Origin of the sequence: Janthinobacterium sp. BJB401 (assembly GCF_013372745.1) — a bacterium.
Taxonomy (GTDB): domain Bacteria; phylum Pseudomonadota; class Gammaproteobacteria; order Burkholderiales; family Burkholderiaceae_D; genus Janthinobacterium; species Janthinobacterium rivuli.
In genome coordinates this window covers 1-18,744 of sequence record NZ_JABXFH010000051.1, presented here as the reverse complement: position 1 = coordinate 18,744, position 18,744 = coordinate 1, and the positions used below count along the sequence as shown (strand labels likewise).

Sequence of the window (18,744 nt, the reverse complement as noted above, 5' to 3'; positions counted from 1 at the left end):
TCAGGCAGCCGGGGGATTGAGGATATTCAGGAAAGCCCGCACCACGGGCGCGTCGTCCAGCGTGGTGTAGCTGATGTACAGATTCGCCGAGGGCGGATTGGTCTTGATCGGCAGAAACACGACGCCGGGCCAGCCGATACGGCTCGTTGTTTCCGGCACCAGGGTCACGCCCAGGCCCGCGCCCACCATGGCCAGCAGGGTTTGCGGTTCGCTCGCTTCCTGGAAAATCACGGGTTCGAAACCGGCGTTGATGCAGCATTGCACCAGATAGCGGGGGAACGCGGATTTGTCGAGGTTCAGGGTCAGCATCGGCTCGTGGGCGATGTCGATCAGCTCGATGGACGTGTTTTTCGCCAGCGGATGATGTTCATTGACGGCCACGCAGACGTTTTCGCGGAAGCACAGTTCCTGGCGCAGATTATCGTGACGCAAGTCGTCGTCGTTGAGCTTGGGTTCGCGCCAGAAACCCACGTCGATCTGCTTGGCGCGCAGCGCTTCATATTGGACTGTGGGACCGAACTCATGGATGGTCCAGGTGACGCGGGGAAATTTGGTCTGGAATTCTTCCAGCAAGCTGGGGATGGGGCCCCACATGGCCGAGCCGACGATGCCCACGCGCAAGCGGCCCACTTCGCCGCGGTCAATCTGGCGGATCGTGTCGATGGTCATGCGCATCTTGGCCAGCAGGTCGGCCGCCTCGTTCATCAGGGCCTTGCCCGCCACGGTCAGCTCGAACGTGCGCGTGGTGCGCGCAAACAGGCGCACGCCCAGTTCGCTTTCCAGTTTCATGATCTGCTGGCTCAACGGCGGCTGCGAGATATGCAGGCGCTCCGCGGCGCGGCTGAAGCTTTTCTCCTCGGCAACGGCAAGAAAATACTTTAACTGTTTCAGATCGATGGACATGCTTTCCTTGGCGTTGCGTGGTGCTTGGCGATGGAACGGCGCGCAGACCCGTGAAGGTACGCGCGCTTTCTTTACAGCAGTCCTATTATCGTGCCACGACTGCCTGCATGGCAATGGCCAGCGCGGTGCCGACTTGGGCATTGTGCTTGACCAGCGCGATATTCGTCGCCAGGCTGCGGCCATCCGTCAATTGCTTGATGCGCGACAACAGGAATGGCGTGACTTGCTTGCCCTTTACGCCGCCCGCGTCCGCTTCCTGCAGCGCCTGCGTGGTGATCGCATCGATCTCTTCTTTCGGCATGGCTTGCGCGGCCGGCACCGGGTTGCTGACGATCACGCCGCCCTTCAATCCAAGCTGCCACTTGGTGCCGATGAAGGCGGCCTGCTCGGCGGCCGTGTCGAGGCGGAAATCGGCCTTGAAGCCGCTTTCGCGCGTGAAGAAGGCCGGGAAACCTTCCTGGCCCACGCTGATGACGGGCACGCCGTGGGTTTCCAGGTATTCCAGGGTCAGGCCGATGTCGAGGATGGATTTGACGCCCGCGCAGACGACGGCGACCGAGGTTTGCGCCAGTTCCTGCAAGTCGGCGGAAATATCGAAGCTGGTTTCCGCGCCGCGGTGCACGCCGCCGATGCCGCCCGTGACGAACACGGAAATACCGGCCAGTTCCGCGCAGATCATGGTGGCGGCCACGGTGGTGGCGCCCAGTTTACCCTGCGACAGGACAAACGGCAGGTCGCGGCGGCTGACTTTCATGGCGTCGGGCGAGGTGCCCAGCAGTTCCAGTTGCTCGGGCGACAGGCCCACGCAGATCTTGCCGCCGATGATGGCGATGGTGGCCGGCACGGCGCCGCCGTCACGGATGATCTGTTCCACTTCGCGCGCCATTTCCACGTTTTGCGGATACGGCATGCCGTGCGAAATGATGGTCGATTCCAGCGCCACGATGGCCTTGCCGGCGGCGCGCGCGTCGAGCACTTCTTGCGAGAACAAGAGGAAATTCTGTAATTGGGTCATGGTTCAGTCCTGTTGAAAGAGGGTAGGGGGAGGCGGCGCCAGGTCGGCGTCGTCAATGCTGTCGAGCGCGCCGGCGGAAATCTGGGGCGAGACGGTGGCAGCCGATTCCAGTGTCATGGCGGCCAGCTTCAGGCCGCGCCGGCACGCCAGTTTCAAATCGCTGCTGTCGTGGTAGAGCGACCAGCAGACGGCGGCGGAAAACGCGTCGCCGGCGCCCGTCACGTCGACGGCGTCCACTTCGCGCGCGGCCAGATGCACGATGGGGGCGTCCAGGCTGTCGCCATCCGTGAAGTACACGCCTTCGCCGCCGCAGGTGACGATCACCTGGCGCGCACCCTGGCGCTGCACTTCGCGGCAGGCGGCGCGCAGGTCCGCCGCCGTGGGCAAGGCCCGCGCCACGCGCGTTTCCAGTTCGCCCCGGTTGAGTATCAGCAAATGCAAGCCCGTCAGGTCTTGCGGCAAGTGCGCCATCTTCGGCTGCGAGACGGCGACGATGACGAGCGGCGTCGCGTGCGTCGCATCCTGGCGCGCATCGGCCAGCAGGGCCTGCACGCTGTCGTGGCCCAGGTTCAGGTCGCAGACGGTGAGGGCGGCGGCGGCGCGCTGCGGCTGGCGGCTGTGCAGAAAAGCCGGTGTCAGCTGTTCATACAGTTGCATGTTCGCCATCGCCAGCAGCATTTCGCCATGCTCGTCGAGCACGGCCGTGTAGGTACCGCTGCTGGTGTTACTCAGATGCAAGCTGCCGCGCATGTCGATGCCCGCGTCTTCCGCGTGCGTCTGCAGGGCGTGGCCGGCCGCGTCGTCGCCCAGCGCCGTCAGCAGGGCGACGGGGATCGACAAGCGGGCCAGGTTTTCCGCGATGTTGCGGCCCACGCCGCCAAACACTTCTTCCGAACGCACGGGATTCGAGGTGCCCATCTGCAAGGTCGCCAGGGTGCGCATCTTGCGGTCGAGGTTGGCGGCGCCTATGCACAGCACGGGGCGGCTGTCGGGCAGCACGTAGGCGCGCCCCAGCAGGCGCCGCTCGCGGATCAATCCGGCGATGTGGCCGGCGACGGCCGAGCGCGACAAGCCCAGCTCGCTCGCCAGGTCTTGCTGCGAGATGAAGGGGTTGTTGCGGATCAGCGTGTACAGCTGGTCTTTTTTATTGGTATCGGTCACAGGGTTTTCGCTGAGGTTTAAACATTTGTCTGTGACTGTAAACATTTGTCTTGTCAGTGTCAAGCGCGTGTCAGGTGCATGCGAAAAACCTTCGTATGGAGCTTGTATGCACGGATTTCCCGGGCATGGCGGGCCTGGGCATGCCTCGACTATAATATCGGCGATTTATATTTGAATTGTATAAATGGGCAAGAAAAATGGTATTTGCCATACATATTCCGTTTGATGCATAGTGGCGGCAAATAGAGGCTATCCCAGTAGGGAGCGTCTTCTGCTGGCAGTGCATCAGGAGCGCGGACAAGGCGTGAGGAGGATGCGTGGCGAACCACGCGACGACGATCAACGCAGTCCCCGCTTCTGAGGGGCGCCAGCAGGGGATGTATTCATCTACTGGGATAGGCTCATTGGCAATACGCATTTCGATATACCTGTAACACCATACATACCCGATACCTGGGCGATACTTTTTGTACACCGTCGCGCAGGCAGCAACCCATCACCATTAGTCAATCAGAGGATAACCATGTCGAACAACACCCCTTTCCACGCCGCCGAAATCATCCGTGCCCGCGCTCCTGAAAATTTCAAGCCGCGCGTGGCGATGATCCTCGGCTCCGGCCTGGGCGTGTTGGCCGAGCAGATGACGGACGCCGTCAGCATCAGCTTTGACGAATTGCCAGGCTTCCCGATCAGCACCGTGCACGGCCATGCCGGCGAACTGGTGATCGGCACCCTGTCGGGCGTCGCCGTCGTCTGCATGAAGGGCCGTGGCCACTTCTATGAAGGCTATGGCATGGGCGTGATGACGAGCGCCATCCGTACCCTGAAACTGCTGGGCTGCGAAATGCTGTTCGTCACCAACGCCGCCGGCTCCCTGCGCCCTGAAGTGGACGCCGGCAGCCTGGTGGCCATCAGCGATCACATCAACCTGCTGCCAGGCACGCCGATGGTCGGCCCGAACGATGACCGCTTCGGTCCGCGCTTCTTCAGCATGGCCAACGCCTACGATGCGGACTTGCGCAATCTGGTCAAGGACACGGCCGCCGCGAACGGCATCACCCTGCACGAAGGCGTGTTCGTCGCCTACCCAGGCCCTAACTTCGAGACGGCCGCCGAAATCCGCATGATGGCCCGCCTGGGCGCCGACACGGTCGGCATGTCCGTGGTGCCGGAAGTGGTCTCGGCCCGCCATTGCGACCTGAAAGTGGTGGGCGTGTCCGTCATTACCAACCTGGCCGAAGGCATGTCGCCATTCGCCCTGTCGCACGAACAAACCCTGAAATACGCGGCCATCGGCGCGAAAGACCTGGTCAAGCTGATCCTGGCCTTCCTCTCCAAAGTCGCAGAAAAGCCGCAAGCCTAAGCACTTTTTTATGCAGTAGCGGCGCGCCATCTACTGGCGCTGCCGCGCGGCAGGCCGGGAAAATCCGGCCTACACTGTTCGCATCATCCCGCATTACATCCATAAAGCGAGCCTTATCATGTCACGCGCATTTATCCTCCTGCTTGATTCCTTCGGCCTTGGCGCGACGCCAGACGCCGCCAAGTATGGCGACGCAGGTGCCAATACCTTTGGCCACATTGCCAGCACTGTCGCCAAAAGCGGCAAGACCTTGAAACTCCCGAACATGGAACGCCTGGGACTGGGCGCCGCGGCGCACCTGGCCAGCGGCGAATGGGCCACGGGCTTCGACCAGCGCGACGGTTTTACCGGCGCCTACGGCGCGGCGCGCGAGCGCTCCACCGGCAAGGACACGCAGAGCGGCCACTGGGAAATCGCCGGCGTGCCCGTCGAATTCGACTGGGGATATTTTCCCCGCACCACGCCGTCGTTCCCGGCCGACCTGACCGACAAGCTCAAAGCCATGTCGGGCGTGCCGGGCTTCCTCGGCGACTGCCATGCCTCGGGCACGGACATCATCAACAAGCATGGCGACGAGCACGTCGCCACCGGCAAGCTGATTATCTATACCTCGGGCGACTCGGTGATGCAGATCGCCGCGCACGAAGAGTCGTTCGGCCTCGAGCGCCTGTACGCAGTGTGCGAAATGGCCTTCAAGCTGGTCGAGCCGTACAACATCGGCCGCGTCATCGCCCGCCCGTTCACGGGCAGCAACGGCAACTACACGCGCACGTCCAACCGCCACGACTACGCCGTCGCGCCACCAAGCAAGACCCTGCTCGACCACGTCAAGAATGCGGGCGGCGAAGTCGTCGGCCTGGGCAAGATCAGCGACATTTTCGCTACCCAGGGCATCTCGCGCGTCGTCAAGGGCGTCGACAACATGGCGCTGTTCGAGGCGCTGTTGAAGACGGCCGATGAAGTGCAGGACAAGTCGCTCACTTTCGTGAATTTCGTCGATTTCGACCAGGCTTTCGGCCACCGCCGCAACGTCGAAGGCTATGCCGACGCGCTGCGCGAAATGGATGGTCGCCTGCCGGAATTCATGGCCAAGCTCAAGGAAGGCGACCTGGTCGTGATCACCGCCGACCATGGCTGCGACCCGACCTGGCACGGCTCCGACCACACCCGTGAACACATACCGATGATCTTCTTCGGCCCCGGTGTCGCCCCGCGCGCACTGGGTATTTCCGAGACCTTCTCCGATATTGGCCAAACCCTCGCCAAACACCTTGGCGTATCACCACTTGCTAATGGAACCAGCTTGTTATGACACTCATGCACCCCGAATTCAAGCGTAATGAGGCCGTTGGCCTCGACCTGGGCTGGATCAACCAGATCCGCGTCAACCGCGCCGCGACGGACCGCCGCGCGGCCAGCCTGGCGAACCGCCGTACGGTGAAAAAGGAATACCAGGCCGCCTGGCTGGTCAAAGCCATCCAGATGATCGACCTGACCACCCTGGGCGGCGACGATACGCCGGGCAGAGTCGAACGCTTGTGCATGAAGGCCATGCGCCCGCTGCGCGCCGACCTGATGGATGCACTGGGCCTGACGCAATTGAGCACCGGCGCCGTGTGCGTGTACCACGAGATGATCCAGCCTGCCGTGAAAGTCATCCAGGGCCGCTTGCCCATCGCCGCCGTGTCGACGGGTTTCCCGGCCGGCCTGACGAGCATGGAAACGAAGCTGCGCGAGATCGAACTGTCGGTCGCTGCGGGTGCTTCCGAGATCGATATCGTCATCACGCGCCAGCACGTCCTGAACGGCAACTGGCAAGTGCTGTACGACGAAATGCTCGCTTACCGCAAGGCGTGCGGCGAAGCCCACGTGAAGGCGATTCTTGCCACGGGCGACTTGCTGACCATGGAAAACGTGGCCAAGGCGTCGTGGGTCTGCATGATGGCAGGCGCCGATTTCATCAAGACTTCCACCGGTAAAGAGGGCGTGAACGCCACCATTCCCGTGGCCCTGACGATGGTGCGCACGATCCGCGAATACCACGAGCAGACGGGCTTCCAGGTGGGCTTCAAGCCGGCCGGCGGCGTCAGCTCGGCCAAGAGCGCGCTGCAATACCTGACCCTGATGAAGGAAGAACTGGGCAACGAATGGCTGCAGCCGCACCTGTTCCGCATCGGCGCTTCCAGCCTGCTGACCGACATCGAGCGCCAGCTCGAGCACTACGTCACCGGCAGCTACTCGGCCAATCATCGTCACGCACAACCTTAAAGAACAATCGTCATGCCAACAATTAACGAGATTCTCAATACTATGGACTACGGCCCTGCTCCCGAAAGTCAAAAAGAAGCGCAAGCGTGGCTTGATGGCCACCAGCGCACATTCGGTTTGTTCATCGACAATGCCTGGAGCGCGCCGGCGGAACTGTTCGCCTCGACCAATCCTGCCGACGGCACGCAGCTGGCGGAACTGACGCAAGCGACCGACGCGGACGTCGAACGCGCCGTCGAAGCGGCGCGCCGCGCGCTGCCCGTCTGGCAAGGCATGGGCGGCCACGGCCGCGCGAAAGTCATGTACGCGCTGGCCCGTCTGCTGCAAAAGCATTCGCGCCTGTTCGCCGTGCTGGAAACCCTGGACAACGGCAAGACCATCCGCGAAACGCGCGATATCGACCTGCCGCTGGCCGCGCGCCACTTCTATCATCACGCCGGCTGGGCGCAGCTGCAGTCGGAAGAATTCGCCGACTACCGCGCCGTGGGCGTGGTGGGCCAGATCGTGCCATGGAATTTCCCCCTGCTGATGCTGTCGTGGAAAATCGCCCCGGCCCTGGCGGCCGGTAACACGGTCGTCTTCAAGCCGGCCGAATTCACGTCGCTGACGGCCATGCTGTTCGCCGAATTGTGCGTGCAGGCGGGCGTACCGGCTGGCGTCGTCAACATCGTCACCGGCGACGGCAGAGTGGGCTCGGCTATCGTCAACCATCCTGGCGTCGACAAGATCGCGTTTACGGGCTCCACGGAAGTGGGCCGTTTGATCCGTGAAGCGACGGCCGGCAGCGGCAAGAAGCTCTCCCTGGAGCTGGGCGGCAAGTCGCCGTTCATCGTCTTTGAAGACGCGGATCTCGATGGCGCCGTGGAAGGCCTGGTCGATTCGATCTGGTTCAACCAGGGCCAGGTGTGCTGCGCCGGATCGCGCCTGCTGGTGCAGGAATCGATCCAGGAGCGCTTCCTGAACAAGGTACGCGCCCGCATGGAAAACCTGCGCCTCGGCTCGCCCCTGGACAAATCGATGGACGTGGGCGCGCTGGTCGACCCCGTGCAGCGCCAGCGCATCGCCGCGCTGGTCGATTCTGCCAAGGCTGAAGGCTGTGACGTATGGCAGCCGGCGTGCGAACTGCCGGCTGACGGTTCGTGGTTCCCGCCGACCCTGATCACGGGCGCGTCGACCTCGGCCGCCGTCGCACAGGCTGAAATCTTCGGCCCCGTGCTGGTGGCCATGAGCTTCCGCACGCCGCCTGAAGCGGTGCAGCTGGCGAACAACACGGTGTACGGCCTGGCCGCCAGCGTGTGGACCGAGTCGATCAGCCTGGCCCTCGATATCGCGCCTGCCATCAAGGCTGGCGTGGTGTGGATCAACAGCGCCAACCAGTTCGACGCGGCGTGCGGTTTTGGCGGCTACCGCGAATCGGGTTTCGGCCGTGAAGGCGGCCGCGAAGGCATGCTGGAATACATGACGGCCCTGGCCGAAGATGCGCGTCCGGCCTTGCCGGTGGTGGAAGCGAAAGCCAAAGGCAATGCGAAACCGGCGCCAGCCGATCCGTTCGCCATCGACCGCACGGCCAAGATGTACATCGGTGGCAAGCAGGCGCGCCCTGACAGCGCCTACAGCACCCCGGTGTTTGGCGCGAACGGCGCCCTGCTGGCCGAAGTGGGCGTGGGCAGCCGCAAGGATATCCGCAATGCCGTCGAAGCTGCCCATAAAGCGTCCGGCTGGACCGGCGCCACGGCGCACAACCGCGCGCAAGTGCTGTACTACATCGCCGAAAACCTGGCAGCGCGCGCCGACGAATTCGCCGCCCGTATCGCCGCCATGACGGGCAGTAAAAACCCCGAGAAGGAAGTGCAGGCATCGATCGAACGCCTGTTCTACTACGCCGCCTGGGCCGACAAGTACGACGGCCTGGCGCACCAGCCGCCCACCAAGGGCATCACCGTGGCGCTGAACGAAGCGGTCGGCGTGATCGGCATCGTCTGCCCGAACGAAGCGCCTTTGCTCGGCTTCATTTCGCTCGTCGCCCCGGCCATCGCGCTGGGCAACCGCGTGGTGGTGGTGCCGTCGGAAGCGCATCCGCTCTCCGCGCTGGACCTGTACCAGGTCTTCGACACGTCCGACTTGCCGGGCGGCGTCGTCAACATCATCAGCGGCAACGCCGATGAACTGGCGCGCACCCTGGCCACGCACGCCGACATCGACGCCGTCTGGCGCCATGACGGTTCCGCTGAAGGTTGCGCGGAAGTCGAGCGCCTGTCGGCCGGCACCCTGAAGCGCACCTGGGTCGGTGGTGCGAAGGGCCGCGACTGGTACAGCGCCGCCCAAAGTGGCGGCCGCGCCGTGCTGGCGCATGCGTCGCAGGTGAAAAACGTGTGGATTCCTTACGGCGTCTAAGTTTGTAAAGCAGGACAGTGGGGCCGGTTCTCCCGCGCAGCGATGCGCCGGGGCACCGGCCCCAAGTTGCTTTCGCCAGCAAGGCGTGTAGGTCGGATTAGCCCGCAGGGCGTAATCCGACAAGGCCGCTGGATCGACATCAGTATTTGAACAAGACATCGGGAGCTATCATGTTTCTAACTCAGGAAATCATCCGCAAAAAGCGCGACAAGGGCGTATTGAGCGCCGAGGAAATCCAGTTTTTCGTGCGTGGCATCACTGACGGCAGCGTCAGCGAAGGACAGATCGCGGCGCTGGGCATGGCCGTCTATTTCAACGACATGAACATGGACGAGCGCGTGGCGTTCACCCTGGCCATGCGCGATTCCGGCCAGGTGCTGGACTGGCGCTCGCTGAACCTGCCTGGCCCCATCGTCGACAAGCATTCGACGGGCGGCGTGGGCGACGTCGTCTCCCTGCTGCTGGGCCCAATGGTTGCCGCGTGCGGCGGTTACGTGCCGATGATCTCGGGCCGTGGCCTGGGCCACACGGGCGGCACGCTGGACAAGTTCGACGCCATTCCAGGCTATTGCACGGTGCCGGACAATGTACTGTTCCGCAAGGTGGTGCAGGAGATCGGCGTGGCCATCATCGGCCAGACGGCGCAGCTGGCACCGGCCGACAAACGCTTCTACAGCATCCGCGACGTCACCGCCACGGTGGAATCGGTGGCCATGATCACCGGCTCCATCCTGTCGAAGAAACTGTCGGCCGGCCTGGACGCGCTGGTGATGGACGTGAAAGTGGGTTCGGGCGCCTTCATGCCGACCTACGACAAATCGGTGGAACTGGCCGAGAGCATCGTCGCCGTCGGCAATGGCGCGGGCATGCAGACGTCGGCCATTCTGACGGACATGAACGAATCGCTGGCGCCGTATGCCGGCAATGCGCTGGAAGTACGCGGCGCCATGGATTACCTGACGGGCCGTTCGCGTCCCGCGCGCCTGCACGAAGTCACCCTGGCGCTGTGCGCCGAGATGCTGGTGCTGGGCGGCCTGGCCGCCACCGAGGAAGAAGCGCGCGCCAAGCTGGTGGCGGCCCTCGATTCCGGCGCAGCGGCCGAACGCTTCTCGCGCATGGTGTCGGCCCTGGGTGGCCCGCTTGATCTGGTCGAGAACCCGGACAAGCACCTGGAAACAGCGCCAGTCATCGTGCCGGCGCCAGCGCTGTCAGCCGGCTTTGCCAACGTGCGCGATTGCCGCGCCATCGGCCTGGCAGTGGTGGCCCTGGGCGGCGGCCGCCGCCGTCCGACCGACAGCATCGATTTCGCCGTCGGCCTGACGGACCTCGTGAGCCTGGGCGAGCAAGTGGCCGTGGGCCAGCCGCTGGCCATGGTGCACGCGCGCACGGAAGCGGCGGCGCAGCAAGCCGTCAGGGAAATCCAGCAAGCGTATGCCATCAGCGCGGTGGCGTTGACGGGCAATCCGGTGATTTACCGTACCATTCGACCATAACTTAACCCTTGAGGCAAAATCTGGGGTCAGACCCTGAGGGTCTGACCCCGGCCTTTCGCGGGTTTTACAGATAGATAAGCAAATGAACAACCAAGAACTGATCGCCGAAGCCAATGCCGGCCGCGAACTGGCCTACGCGCCATACTCGCGTTTCAAGGTGGGCGCGGCGCTGCTGTGCAAGGATGGCCGCGTTTTCCGTGGCTGTAACGTGGAAAACGCCGCCTATGGCCTGTGCAACTGCGCCGAGCGCACGGCGTTTTTCAGCGCCATCGCGCATGGCTGCAAGCCGGGCGACTTCGCCAAGCTTGCCGTCACGGGCGACACGGTCGAACCGATCTCGCCGTGCGGCGCCTGCCGCCAGGTGATCTTCGAGATGGGCGGCGCCGACCTGCCGGTCATCCTGACGAACCTGAAAAACGATGTCATGGAAGTGACGGCGGGCTGGCTGCTGCCGCACGGCTTCGGCAATTCCGACCTGGACATGAAGTAACAGGATCCGCTTGAACAAGACGATCGACATCCAGGCCGCCGTGGCGATTGCCGCGGCCGAAGCCATGGCGGCCAAGACGCAGGGCACCTTTGGCGTGGGCGGCGTGCTGCTCGACGGCGCCGGCAACGTGCTGCAATCGATGCACAACAACGTCGTGCGCCAGGGCCTGGTGTTCGACCCTACGGCGCATGGCGAACGCCAGCTGGTGGACTGGTATTTTGCCGAACGGGCCAAGGGCACGTCCTTGCCGCCGCCGGGCGAACTGACCATCGTCACCTCGCTCGACCCCTGCTGCATGTGCACGGGGGCGATTCTGGCGGCCGGTTTCAACGTGGTGGTGGCCGCGCCCGACGTCAAGGCGGGCATCAATTACGATGGCAGCGCCACGTTCACGGCTTTGCCGGCGCCGCTGCAGGCGCAGGCTGGCCGCAGTTTTTGTTATCCGGCCGTGCGCGGCGCCACCGAGTATGCGCGCCTGCCGTCCGGCGCCGCGCCCAAATCTTTTTTTATCGGCAAGAGCATCCACGAGGCGACGCAGGCACTGTGTTCGCTTGTGTTCGAAGCTACATCGGCGCAGGTGATGCAGCTGCTGAACGCGGGCGACGACGTGCATTTGCGCGATCCCGCCACCTTGCCATCCGAGCATGCCGTGGTGCGCGCTTTGCGCCGCCGCTATCCGGACGCCCTGACTTACCGTTGCGCGCCGCACGCGCCCGATGCCGGCCTGGCACCGTTCCTGCAGGCGGCCATGGAGCAGGATGTGCGCGATGGCGGACAGGGCGACGCTGCCGCCTTGCTCGATTCCTTCGGCAACCTGCTGCTGTGCATGCCCGGAAAATTGGCGCAGTCGGTCATCCGCACGCCGTTCATGGAATGCACGCGCCAGTACGCGCAGCTGCGCTTTGAATTGATGACGAATGCGGCGCCGGCGCTGCAGGAAGAAATCAAAAGTTATCTGGGCCACCCCAAGCACGGCACCTTCGTGCTGGCCATCGGCCCGGACGACAGCGCCGCCAGTTTCATGACCCTGGGCGCCTACGGCTCCACCATGGAAGGCGCGCTGCCGGAGAATAATCCCGCGCAATTCCAGTACGTGCGCCCGGCCATGGAGGAAGACGCGCTGCTGGCGCTGTGCGAGTCGATGCCGCCGCTGTACCGCAAGCTGATACGCATCCGGCCGCGCCAGGTGGCGAGTCTGGACTTGATCAGTGCCCTGGGCTAAGCATCATCGTCGGGCAGATTTTTGAGTAAAAAGTCGCGCACGTTCTCGCCCGCCACGCGGCGTATCTGCGCTTCCGACAGGCCAGCGTCGAGCAGCGCCTGCGTCAAGCGCGGCAAGCCCGTCGCATCAATGGCCGTGGTGACGGCGCCGTCGAAGTCCGAGCCATAGGCCACGTGGTCGGCGCCGATCAGTTTGACCGTGTACTTGATGGCGCGCGCGATGGACGCCACGTCCTTGCCGCAGACGGCCGTATTCCAGAAACCGATACCCACCAGGCCACCTTGGGCGGCGATGCGTTTCAGTTGTGCGTCGCTGAGGTTGCGGCCGTTGGCGCAGGTGCCGCGCACGCCCGTGTGCGACACCATCACGGGGCGTTTCGCCATCGTCAATACGTCGTCGATGGTGGCCGGCGAGGCATGCGCCAGGTCGACGATCATCTTGCGCTGCTCCATGGCGCGCAGCCATTGCTTGCCCAGCGGCGTCAGGCCGCCTTTTTTCAGGCCGTGCTGGGAACCGGACAGTTCCGTGTCGAAGAAATGCGTGGGCGCGGCCATGCGGTAGCCGGCCCGGTACAAGGTATCGAGATTGTCCAGCTTGCCTTCGAGCGCATGCGCGCCTTCCAGTGTCAGCCAGCCGGCCAGCAGGTTCGGATTTTTTTCGCGCGCGGCGATGTAGCTGCGCAGCTGGGCGCGGCTGCCGATGACGCGCACCTTGCCATCGCTCCTGGCTGCTTGCTGGCGCAGCTCGCCGGCCTGGTAGGTGGCGCGCGCCAGCAGGCTGTTCCAGGTGGCGGGCGGCAAGCCTTGCGCCACCACCAGGGCCGTGATGTTGTCCGTATCGCTGCCATTGCGCTCGATATTCATCTTGCGCGGCGTCTTGGTGACGACGGAAAAGGCTTGCAGCGCCACGTTGGCCCGCTGCAGGCGGGGGAAGTCGACATGCCCGCGCTGGCTGTCGCGGTTCAGATTGCGTTGCCACAGCAGGCTGTCCGCGTGCAGGTCGGCGATCCACAGGCTCTGGTGCAGGGCCGTGGTGGCTGCCGATGGCGCCTTGCCGGACGGCGGATGGACACGGTTGAGGTGCTCGTCGACGAGGACGGGAGCGGACAGGAAACCGCCGACTAGCGCAAGGCTGGCGGCGGTGAGGGTACTGATAATCATTGTTCTCCGTTTTACCATGGATCGTAGGTGCCCAGGCTCCAGATGTGGCCTTCCGGGTCGCGGCAGGTAAAGCCCCGTCCGCCGTAATCTTCATCCTTGATGTCGAGCACGATTTCGGCGCCGGCTTCGCGCGCGCTGCGGTAGACGGCATCGGCATCGCTGACGACCAGGTAGCAGTTTTGTGTGTTGGCGCCACCGATGTCGCCAGGCAGTTTCATCAGGCGGCCATAGTCGCTGTCGATGGCTGGCGCCACCATGACCATGCCATTGCCAAAGCTCAGTTGCGCATGGGCGACGCCGCCGTTGCCGTCTGGCACGATCAATTGTTTTTCAAAGCCGAGCGCCTTGCACAGCCATTCGATGGCGGCGGGCGCGTCGCGGTAGCGCAGGCAGGGTATGGTTGTCGCTGCTGTCGCTTTTGCTGTCGTGGTCATCAGAAAACTCCTATGGCTGTGGGGGAGTAGCTTCGATCATGGATACTGTCTGGCGTTCCATATCCATACCAACCATCGGGATAGGGTTGATGCCCGTCAGTGCTACGTCCCGCCATAGTGCCATAGAACAATCCTTGCACTCTTGCCACAACGCAAATTTTTATTGCGGTGACTGCGACGAGTTCGCTGCCTTCGTGTCCGTGTCCGTGTCGTCGCCGTTGCTTGCCCATCTGAGCAGCATCACAAGCGCAAACAACATGATGGCCAGCGGCAAGATGGTGATCAGGAACGCCAGGCCCAGGCAGCATGCCAGCAGCATGGGCCAGGACATGGCGCGCAAGGCAGCCATGCCCTGGCGCGTGTAGGCGCACAGCTCGTTCCAGAAAGCGCTGAAGGAAGTGCTGCCCGGTGCCGCATTGAGGTCTTTCATGCCGTTCTCCTGTCGTGTGGATGCCGCTGCCGTATGCATGCTGGCAATGAATCCACTATAGGCAAAACCTTGCTGCCGGGCATCGCGTATGCGACGAATGGCAGGAATGGCGGACCGAACGGCGACAGGCCGGGACAAGCGGTTATTCAAATACCTTGAGTTTCAGCTGGAAACTGAGGGCGCCATACAGGCGGTCCTTGTAGGAAGGCACGATGGCGATATTCACGCCCACGCGCTGGTATTCATAGCTGATGGTGGGCACCAGGGCCGGGAACCAGCCGCCATCGCGCATCTTCGGATAGCCGCTGAAGCCGCCAACGACGGCGCCGACGCGCAGCGGGCCTACCTTGATCGGCTGGTAGTACACGCCCAGGTAGTTCGAGTAGGCGCGGTCGCTATTGTAGAAGCGGCCAGCCGTGACCGAGGCGACCGTGGAAAAGCGGTATTCGGCGCCCAGGCCCGGATTGCTGTCGTTCAGGTTCTTGTCGCGCTGAAAGTGATACGAATAAAAGCCCGCGTTGAGCCAGGTTTCGCTCAGCGGCTGATTTTCTATCATGCCGACTGTCTGCGCCTGTGCCGCGCCCGCCACTGCCAGCAGCGCCGCGCAGGCAGCTTTGCCCAGCAATGACGCGGTGCGCGCCGATGACCATTGTTTCATGCCTGTTCCTTGTCCTGTCGATATGGCGCCGCCAATGCAAGCGCTCCAGCGCGTCATGCTATCACTGCCAGATTGTTCATTGGAAATTTCATCACGTGCCCGGCGTAGCGCCAGGCAGGGCGATGGCCGCCTGCACCATGTGCGTGAGCAGGATTTCCGCGTCCTCGTAATCCTTGCGCGTGAGCTGCTTGCGCTCCAGCACCAGGGTCATCTGCGCTGAAAAATCCGCATACGATTGCGTCATGGCCCAGATGGCGAACATCAGGTGAGTGGCGTTGACGGGCGCGATCCTGCCGGCGGCGATCCACGCTTCGAAGACGGCGATATCCTTGCGCAGCAGGGGCACGACTCTTTCTCGTATCTGCGCGCCGTACAGGGGCGCGCCATTGATCACCTCCAGCGCATACACGCGCGAAGCCCACGGCTGTTCGCGCGAAAAACGCAGCTTGGCGCCGATGTACGCGCGCAGCACGTCGCGCGGCTCGTCGTGTTCATTGGCCAGCATATCCATGCGTGCCAGCCAGTCGTCGAGCACATCGTCGAGCACGCGCTGGTACAGCAGCTGCTTGGACGGGAAGTAATACATCAGGTTTTGCTTCGACAGGCCGGCCCGCTCGGCGATGGTGGCGATCGACGCGCCTTCATAGCCGCTTTCCGCAAATACGCGCACGGCTTGTGCCAGGATGTCCGCTTCCAGGCGGTCGCGGTTTTGCAGGCGCCGGCCGCCGGCGTTTTTCACGGGAAGGGCAGGGGATTTGTCGCTGGCCATGGCGGGTTCTTTAGCGTGGGCGTATCGATTGCAGGAATGCCTGCAGCACGGGGGTATCGGTGTAGGCCACGTTGAAGCGGAACCACACCGTCTCGGGCGCGCGCAGCATGAAAAATTCGTTCGGCGACAGCAGGATGCCCGCCTTCAAGGCCATGTCGGCGATGACCTTGCCATTCCATTCCGGTGTCTGGATAGAGGGCCAGCCAGCGCTGACGAACATGCCGCCACGGGGACGCGCCACGGGCGCCATGCCCGCCTGCGCCAGGCAGTCGATGCTGCGCTCGCGGGCCGCATCGAGCTGCGCCACCAGCCGTTCCACCATGCGCTTGTAGGGCCGCGCGGAGATGGCGTGGTAGACGGCGCGCTCGTTGATTTCCGACGTCGTCAGTCCGGCCAGCATTTTCACGCGCACCAGTTCGGCCACCAGCGACGGCGAGGCGCAAATCGACCCCACGCGCAGCACGGGCGACAGGGTTTTGGAAAAACTGCCGACGCGGATCACGCGGCGCAAACCGTCCATCGCCGCCAGCGACGCTTCGCCGCGCGCCGCCAGTTCGCGGTAGATATCGTCTTCCACCAGCCAGAAATCGAATTGCTCGGCCAGTGCCAGCAGGCGGTGCGTCTGCGCCTGGCTGAGCGATGTTCCCAGCGGATTTTGCAGCACCGTGTTGACGAACATGAGCTTGGGCTGCGTGCGCGCGGCCTCGCTGGCCAGCGCATCGAGATCGAGGCCGGTCTCGCCGCGTGCAATGCCGACGGGGATGCAGCCGTGGTGGCGTATCAGCGATTGCAGATTGCTGTAGCCGGGGTCTTCCACCAGCACCGTGTCGCCCGGCTTGGTCAGGCTGCGCAGGATCAAGTCAAAAGCATGCGTGGCGCCGTGCGTCAGCAAGACCTGGTCCGGCTCCACCTGGAACAGCTCTTCCGACAGGCTGGTGGCCAGGTGCTGGCGCAGCGAGGGAAAGCCGAGAGGATGGCCATAGCCGCGCAATCGGCTGGCGGGAATGCGCATGGCCTGGCGCACGGCATCGAGCACGGTCGCCTCGCCATACATCTCGGGCGGCAGCCAGCCCGCGCCCACGGGCAGGGCGTCGGACACGCCCGAATACAGGTCCGGCGTGAGGGCGTCGATGGCGGTGGGACTCGCGTGTACGGTGCTCTGTGGCGTAGCGGCGATATCGTGGCGCGCGACGAAGTAGCCGGAACCGCGGCGCGACGACAGCAGGCCGAGGTTGACCAGCCGATCGTACGATTCGACGACGGTAAACGTCGACACGCCATTGCAGCGGGCGAACTGGCGCACGGACGGCATGCGCGTGCCGATGCGCAGGGCGCGGCTGCCCACCATGACGCTGATGGCGATGACGATCTGATCGACGAGGCCGCCCTTCTTCTGGCGGTCGATGTCCAGCACGGGCCAGCCGCTTGCTTGCTCGGGGGCATCGTCTGTGCTGTCGCTGTGCTTCACGGTGGCTCCTTATGCTGCCTTGCACAAAACTGTAGTGGTTTTTTTGACCTGTACGGTTGGGGTACTTTGCCGTTTGTGTATCTGTGCCATTGGGGATGGCCTGTCTATTATTACATCAGCTTTTTGCCAACTGGTAAATTATTTTACGCTTCGTCAAAAACGATCCTGGCCCCGCGCCAGCCCCCATCCCAAGGAGAAGGTCATGAACGAAACAAGGCCGGAATCGATGTCGGCATTCTGGATGCCGTTTACGAACAACCGTGATTTCAAGGCCAACCCGCGCCTGCTCGTGTCGGCCGAAGGCATGTACTACAAGGACGTCGATGGCAACGCCATCCTCGACGGCACGGCGGGACTGTGGTGCGTGCCGTGCGGCCATGCGCAGCCGAAAATCGTCGGCGCCATCCGCGAGATGGTGGGCCAGCTGGACTTCGCGCCCACCTTCCAGATGGGCCATCCGGCCGCCTTCGAGCTGGCGGAAAAGCTGATGGACTATACGGGCCACAAGTTCGGCCACGTCTTCTACACCAACTCCGGTTCCGAGGCCGTCGACACGGCGTTGAAGATCGCGCTGGCCTACCACCGGGCGCGCGGCGAGGGCGCACGCACGCGCCTGATCGGCCGCGAACGCGGTTATCACGGCGTGGGTTTCGGCGGCATTTCCGTGGGCGGCATCGGCGGCAACCGCAAAACCTTCGGCCCCTTGCTGCCGGGCGTGGACCACCTGCCGCACACGCACAACCTGGACAAGAATGCCTACACGGTGGGCGAGCCGGAATACGGCACCCACCTGGCCGATGAACTGGAACGCATCGTCGCCCTGCACGACGCCTCGACAATTGCCGCCGTCATCGTCGAACCGGTGGCCGGTTCCACGGGCGTGCTGATCCCGCCGAAAGGCTATCTGAAACGCTTGCGCGAACTGTGCACCAAACATGGCATCCTCTTGATCTTCGATGAAGTCATCACGGGCTTCGGCCGCATGACGACGCCGTTCGCCGCCGACTATTTCGACGTCGAGCCGGACCTGATGACGACGGCCAAGGGCCTGACCAACGGCATGGTGCCGATGGGCGCCGTGTTCAGCAAAAAGTATATCCATGACGCCTTCATGGACGCGCCGGCCGGCATCGAACTGTTCCACGGCTACACGTATTCGGGCCACCCGCTCGCGTGCGCCGCCTCGCTGGCGACCCTGCAAGTGTTCGAGGAACAGGACATCCTCGGTCACGCCAAAGCGATGCAGGCATATTGGAGCGACGCCGTGCATTCGCTGAAAGGCCTGCCGCACGTGATCGACTTGCGCAGCATCGGCCTGATCGCCGGCATTGAGCTCGATCCCATCGCCGGCAAACCGGGCACGCGCGCCTTCAACGCCTTCAAGCAAGCCTTCGCCGACGGCGTGCTGATACGCACGACGGGCGACATCATCGCCCTGTCGCCGCCGCTGGTGCTGGAAAAACAGCATGTCGACGAGCTGTTTGGCAAGCTGGCGACCGTGCTGAAAAATCTCGAT

Annotated in this window: 17 protein-coding genes; 8 read left to right on the top strand and 9 right to left on the bottom strand. The window is 63.6% G+C overall.

Annotation, left to right across the window (positions count from 1 at the left end):
* From HWE17_RS24195 to HWE17_RS24185, 3 genes are all read right to left on the bottom strand, one after another.
* On the bottom strand, nucleotides 1-903 hold the full coding sequence (locus tag HWE17_RS24195; RefSeq protein ID WP_176390523.1) for a LysR family transcriptional regulator: 903 nt from the start codon (nucleotides 901-903) through the stop codon (nucleotides 1-3).
* A gap of 85 nt (nucleotides 904-988) precedes the next feature.
* Complete coding sequence (locus HWE17_RS24190) at nucleotides 989-1,918, bottom strand: pseudouridine-5'-phosphate glycosidase (RefSeq protein WP_099665374.1); 930 nt, start codon at nucleotides 1,916-1,918, stop codon at nucleotides 989-991.
* Nucleotides 1,919-1,921: 3 nt separating this feature from the next.
* Nucleotides 1,922-3,079, bottom strand: a complete 1,158-nt coding sequence (locus tag HWE17_RS24185) for a carbohydrate kinase (RefSeq protein WP_176390522.1) — start codon at nucleotides 3,077-3,079, stop codon at nucleotides 1,922-1,924.
* Nucleotides 3,080-3,602: 523 nt separating this feature from the next.
* Here HWE17_RS24185 and xapA point away from each other — a divergent pair.
* From xapA to HWE17_RS24150, 7 genes are all read left to right on the top strand, one after another.
* Nucleotides 3,603-4,442 (top strand): xanthosine phosphorylase, encoded by an 840-nt coding sequence (gene xapA / locus HWE17_RS24180; RefSeq protein WP_176390521.1) that lies wholly within the window; start codon nucleotides 3,603-3,605, stop codon nucleotides 4,440-4,442.
* A gap of 118 nt (nucleotides 4,443-4,560) precedes the next feature.
* On the top strand, nucleotides 4,561-5,754 hold the full coding sequence (locus HWE17_RS24175) for a phosphopentomutase (protein ID WP_176390520.1): 1,194 nt from the start codon (nucleotides 4,561-4,563) through the stop codon (nucleotides 5,752-5,754).
* Nucleotides 5,751-6,710, top strand: coding sequence for a deoxyribose-phosphate aldolase (gene deoC, locus HWE17_RS24170; protein ID WP_034785577.1), 960 nt, complete (start codon nucleotides 5,751-5,753; stop codon nucleotides 6,708-6,710). The genes HWE17_RS24175 and deoC overlap by 4 nt, the downstream gene beginning before the upstream one ends.
* 12 nt (nucleotides 6,711-6,722) lie before the next feature.
* Nucleotides 6,723-9,104, top strand: a complete 2,382-nt coding sequence (locus HWE17_RS24165) for an aldehyde dehydrogenase family protein (RefSeq protein WP_369681773.1) — start codon at nucleotides 6,723-6,725, stop codon at nucleotides 9,102-9,104.
* A gap of 170 nt (nucleotides 9,105-9,274) precedes the next feature.
* Nucleotides 9,275-10,597 carry a thymidine phosphorylase gene (deoA, locus tag HWE17_RS24160; protein ID WP_176390519.1) on the top strand — a complete coding sequence of 441 codons (1,323 nt, stop codon included), beginning with the start codon at nucleotides 9,275-9,277 and terminating at the stop codon, nucleotides 10,595-10,597.
* An 82-nt stretch (nucleotides 10,598-10,679) separates the two neighbouring features.
* Nucleotides 10,680-11,087, top strand: a complete 408-nt coding sequence (locus tag HWE17_RS24155) for a cytidine deaminase (RefSeq protein ID WP_035824999.1) — start codon at nucleotides 10,680-10,682, stop codon at nucleotides 11,085-11,087.
* Nucleotides 11,088-11,097: 10 nt separating this feature from the next.
* Complete coding sequence (locus HWE17_RS24150; RefSeq protein ID WP_217916874.1) at nucleotides 11,098-12,309, top strand: nucleoside deaminase; 1,212 nt, start codon at nucleotides 11,098-11,100, stop codon at nucleotides 12,307-12,309.
* On the opposite strand, the gene HWE17_RS24145 is transcribed toward HWE17_RS24150, so the two are convergent.
* From HWE17_RS24145 to HWE17_RS24120, 6 genes are all read right to left on the bottom strand, one after another.
* Nucleotides 12,306-13,469: a dipeptidase gene (locus HWE17_RS24145; protein WP_176390518.1), complete on the bottom strand. Its 1,164-nt coding sequence runs from the start codon at nucleotides 13,467-13,469 to the stop codon at nucleotides 12,306-12,308. The two genes, HWE17_RS24150 and HWE17_RS24145, sit on opposite strands and share 4 nt — an antisense overlap.
* Nucleotides 13,470-13,480: 11 nt before the next feature.
* Nucleotides 13,481-13,903: a VOC family protein gene (locus HWE17_RS24140; protein ID WP_035825006.1), complete on the bottom strand. Its 423-nt coding sequence runs from the start codon at nucleotides 13,901-13,903 to the stop codon at nucleotides 13,481-13,483.
* Between the two features lie 160 nt (nucleotides 13,904-14,063).
* Nucleotides 14,064-14,333, bottom strand: a complete 270-nt coding sequence (locus HWE17_RS24135; protein ID WP_176390517.1) for a hypothetical protein — start codon at nucleotides 14,331-14,333, stop codon at nucleotides 14,064-14,066.
* A gap of 142 nt (nucleotides 14,334-14,475) precedes the next feature.
* Complete coding sequence (locus tag HWE17_RS24130; protein ID WP_081922693.1) at nucleotides 14,476-14,991, bottom strand: hypothetical protein; 516 nt, start codon at nucleotides 14,989-14,991, stop codon at nucleotides 14,476-14,478.
* A 91-nt stretch (nucleotides 14,992-15,082) separates the two neighbouring features.
* On the bottom strand, nucleotides 15,083-15,760 hold the full coding sequence (locus HWE17_RS24125) for a TetR/AcrR family transcriptional regulator (protein WP_176390516.1): 678 nt from the start codon (nucleotides 15,758-15,760) through the stop codon (nucleotides 15,083-15,085).
* 10 nt (nucleotides 15,761-15,770) lie between these two features.
* Complete coding sequence (locus HWE17_RS24120) at nucleotides 15,771-17,228, bottom strand: PLP-dependent aminotransferase family protein (RefSeq protein ID WP_176390515.1); 1,458 nt, start codon at nucleotides 17,226-17,228, stop codon at nucleotides 15,771-15,773.
* A gap of 202 nt (nucleotides 17,229-17,430) precedes the next feature.
* On the opposite strand from HWE17_RS24120, the gene HWE17_RS24115 reads away from it, so the two are divergent.
* Nucleotides 17,431-18,744, top strand: a 1,314-nt coding sequence (locus HWE17_RS24115) for an aspartate aminotransferase family protein (protein ID WP_176390514.1), incomplete at its 3' end; no start/stop codon positions are given.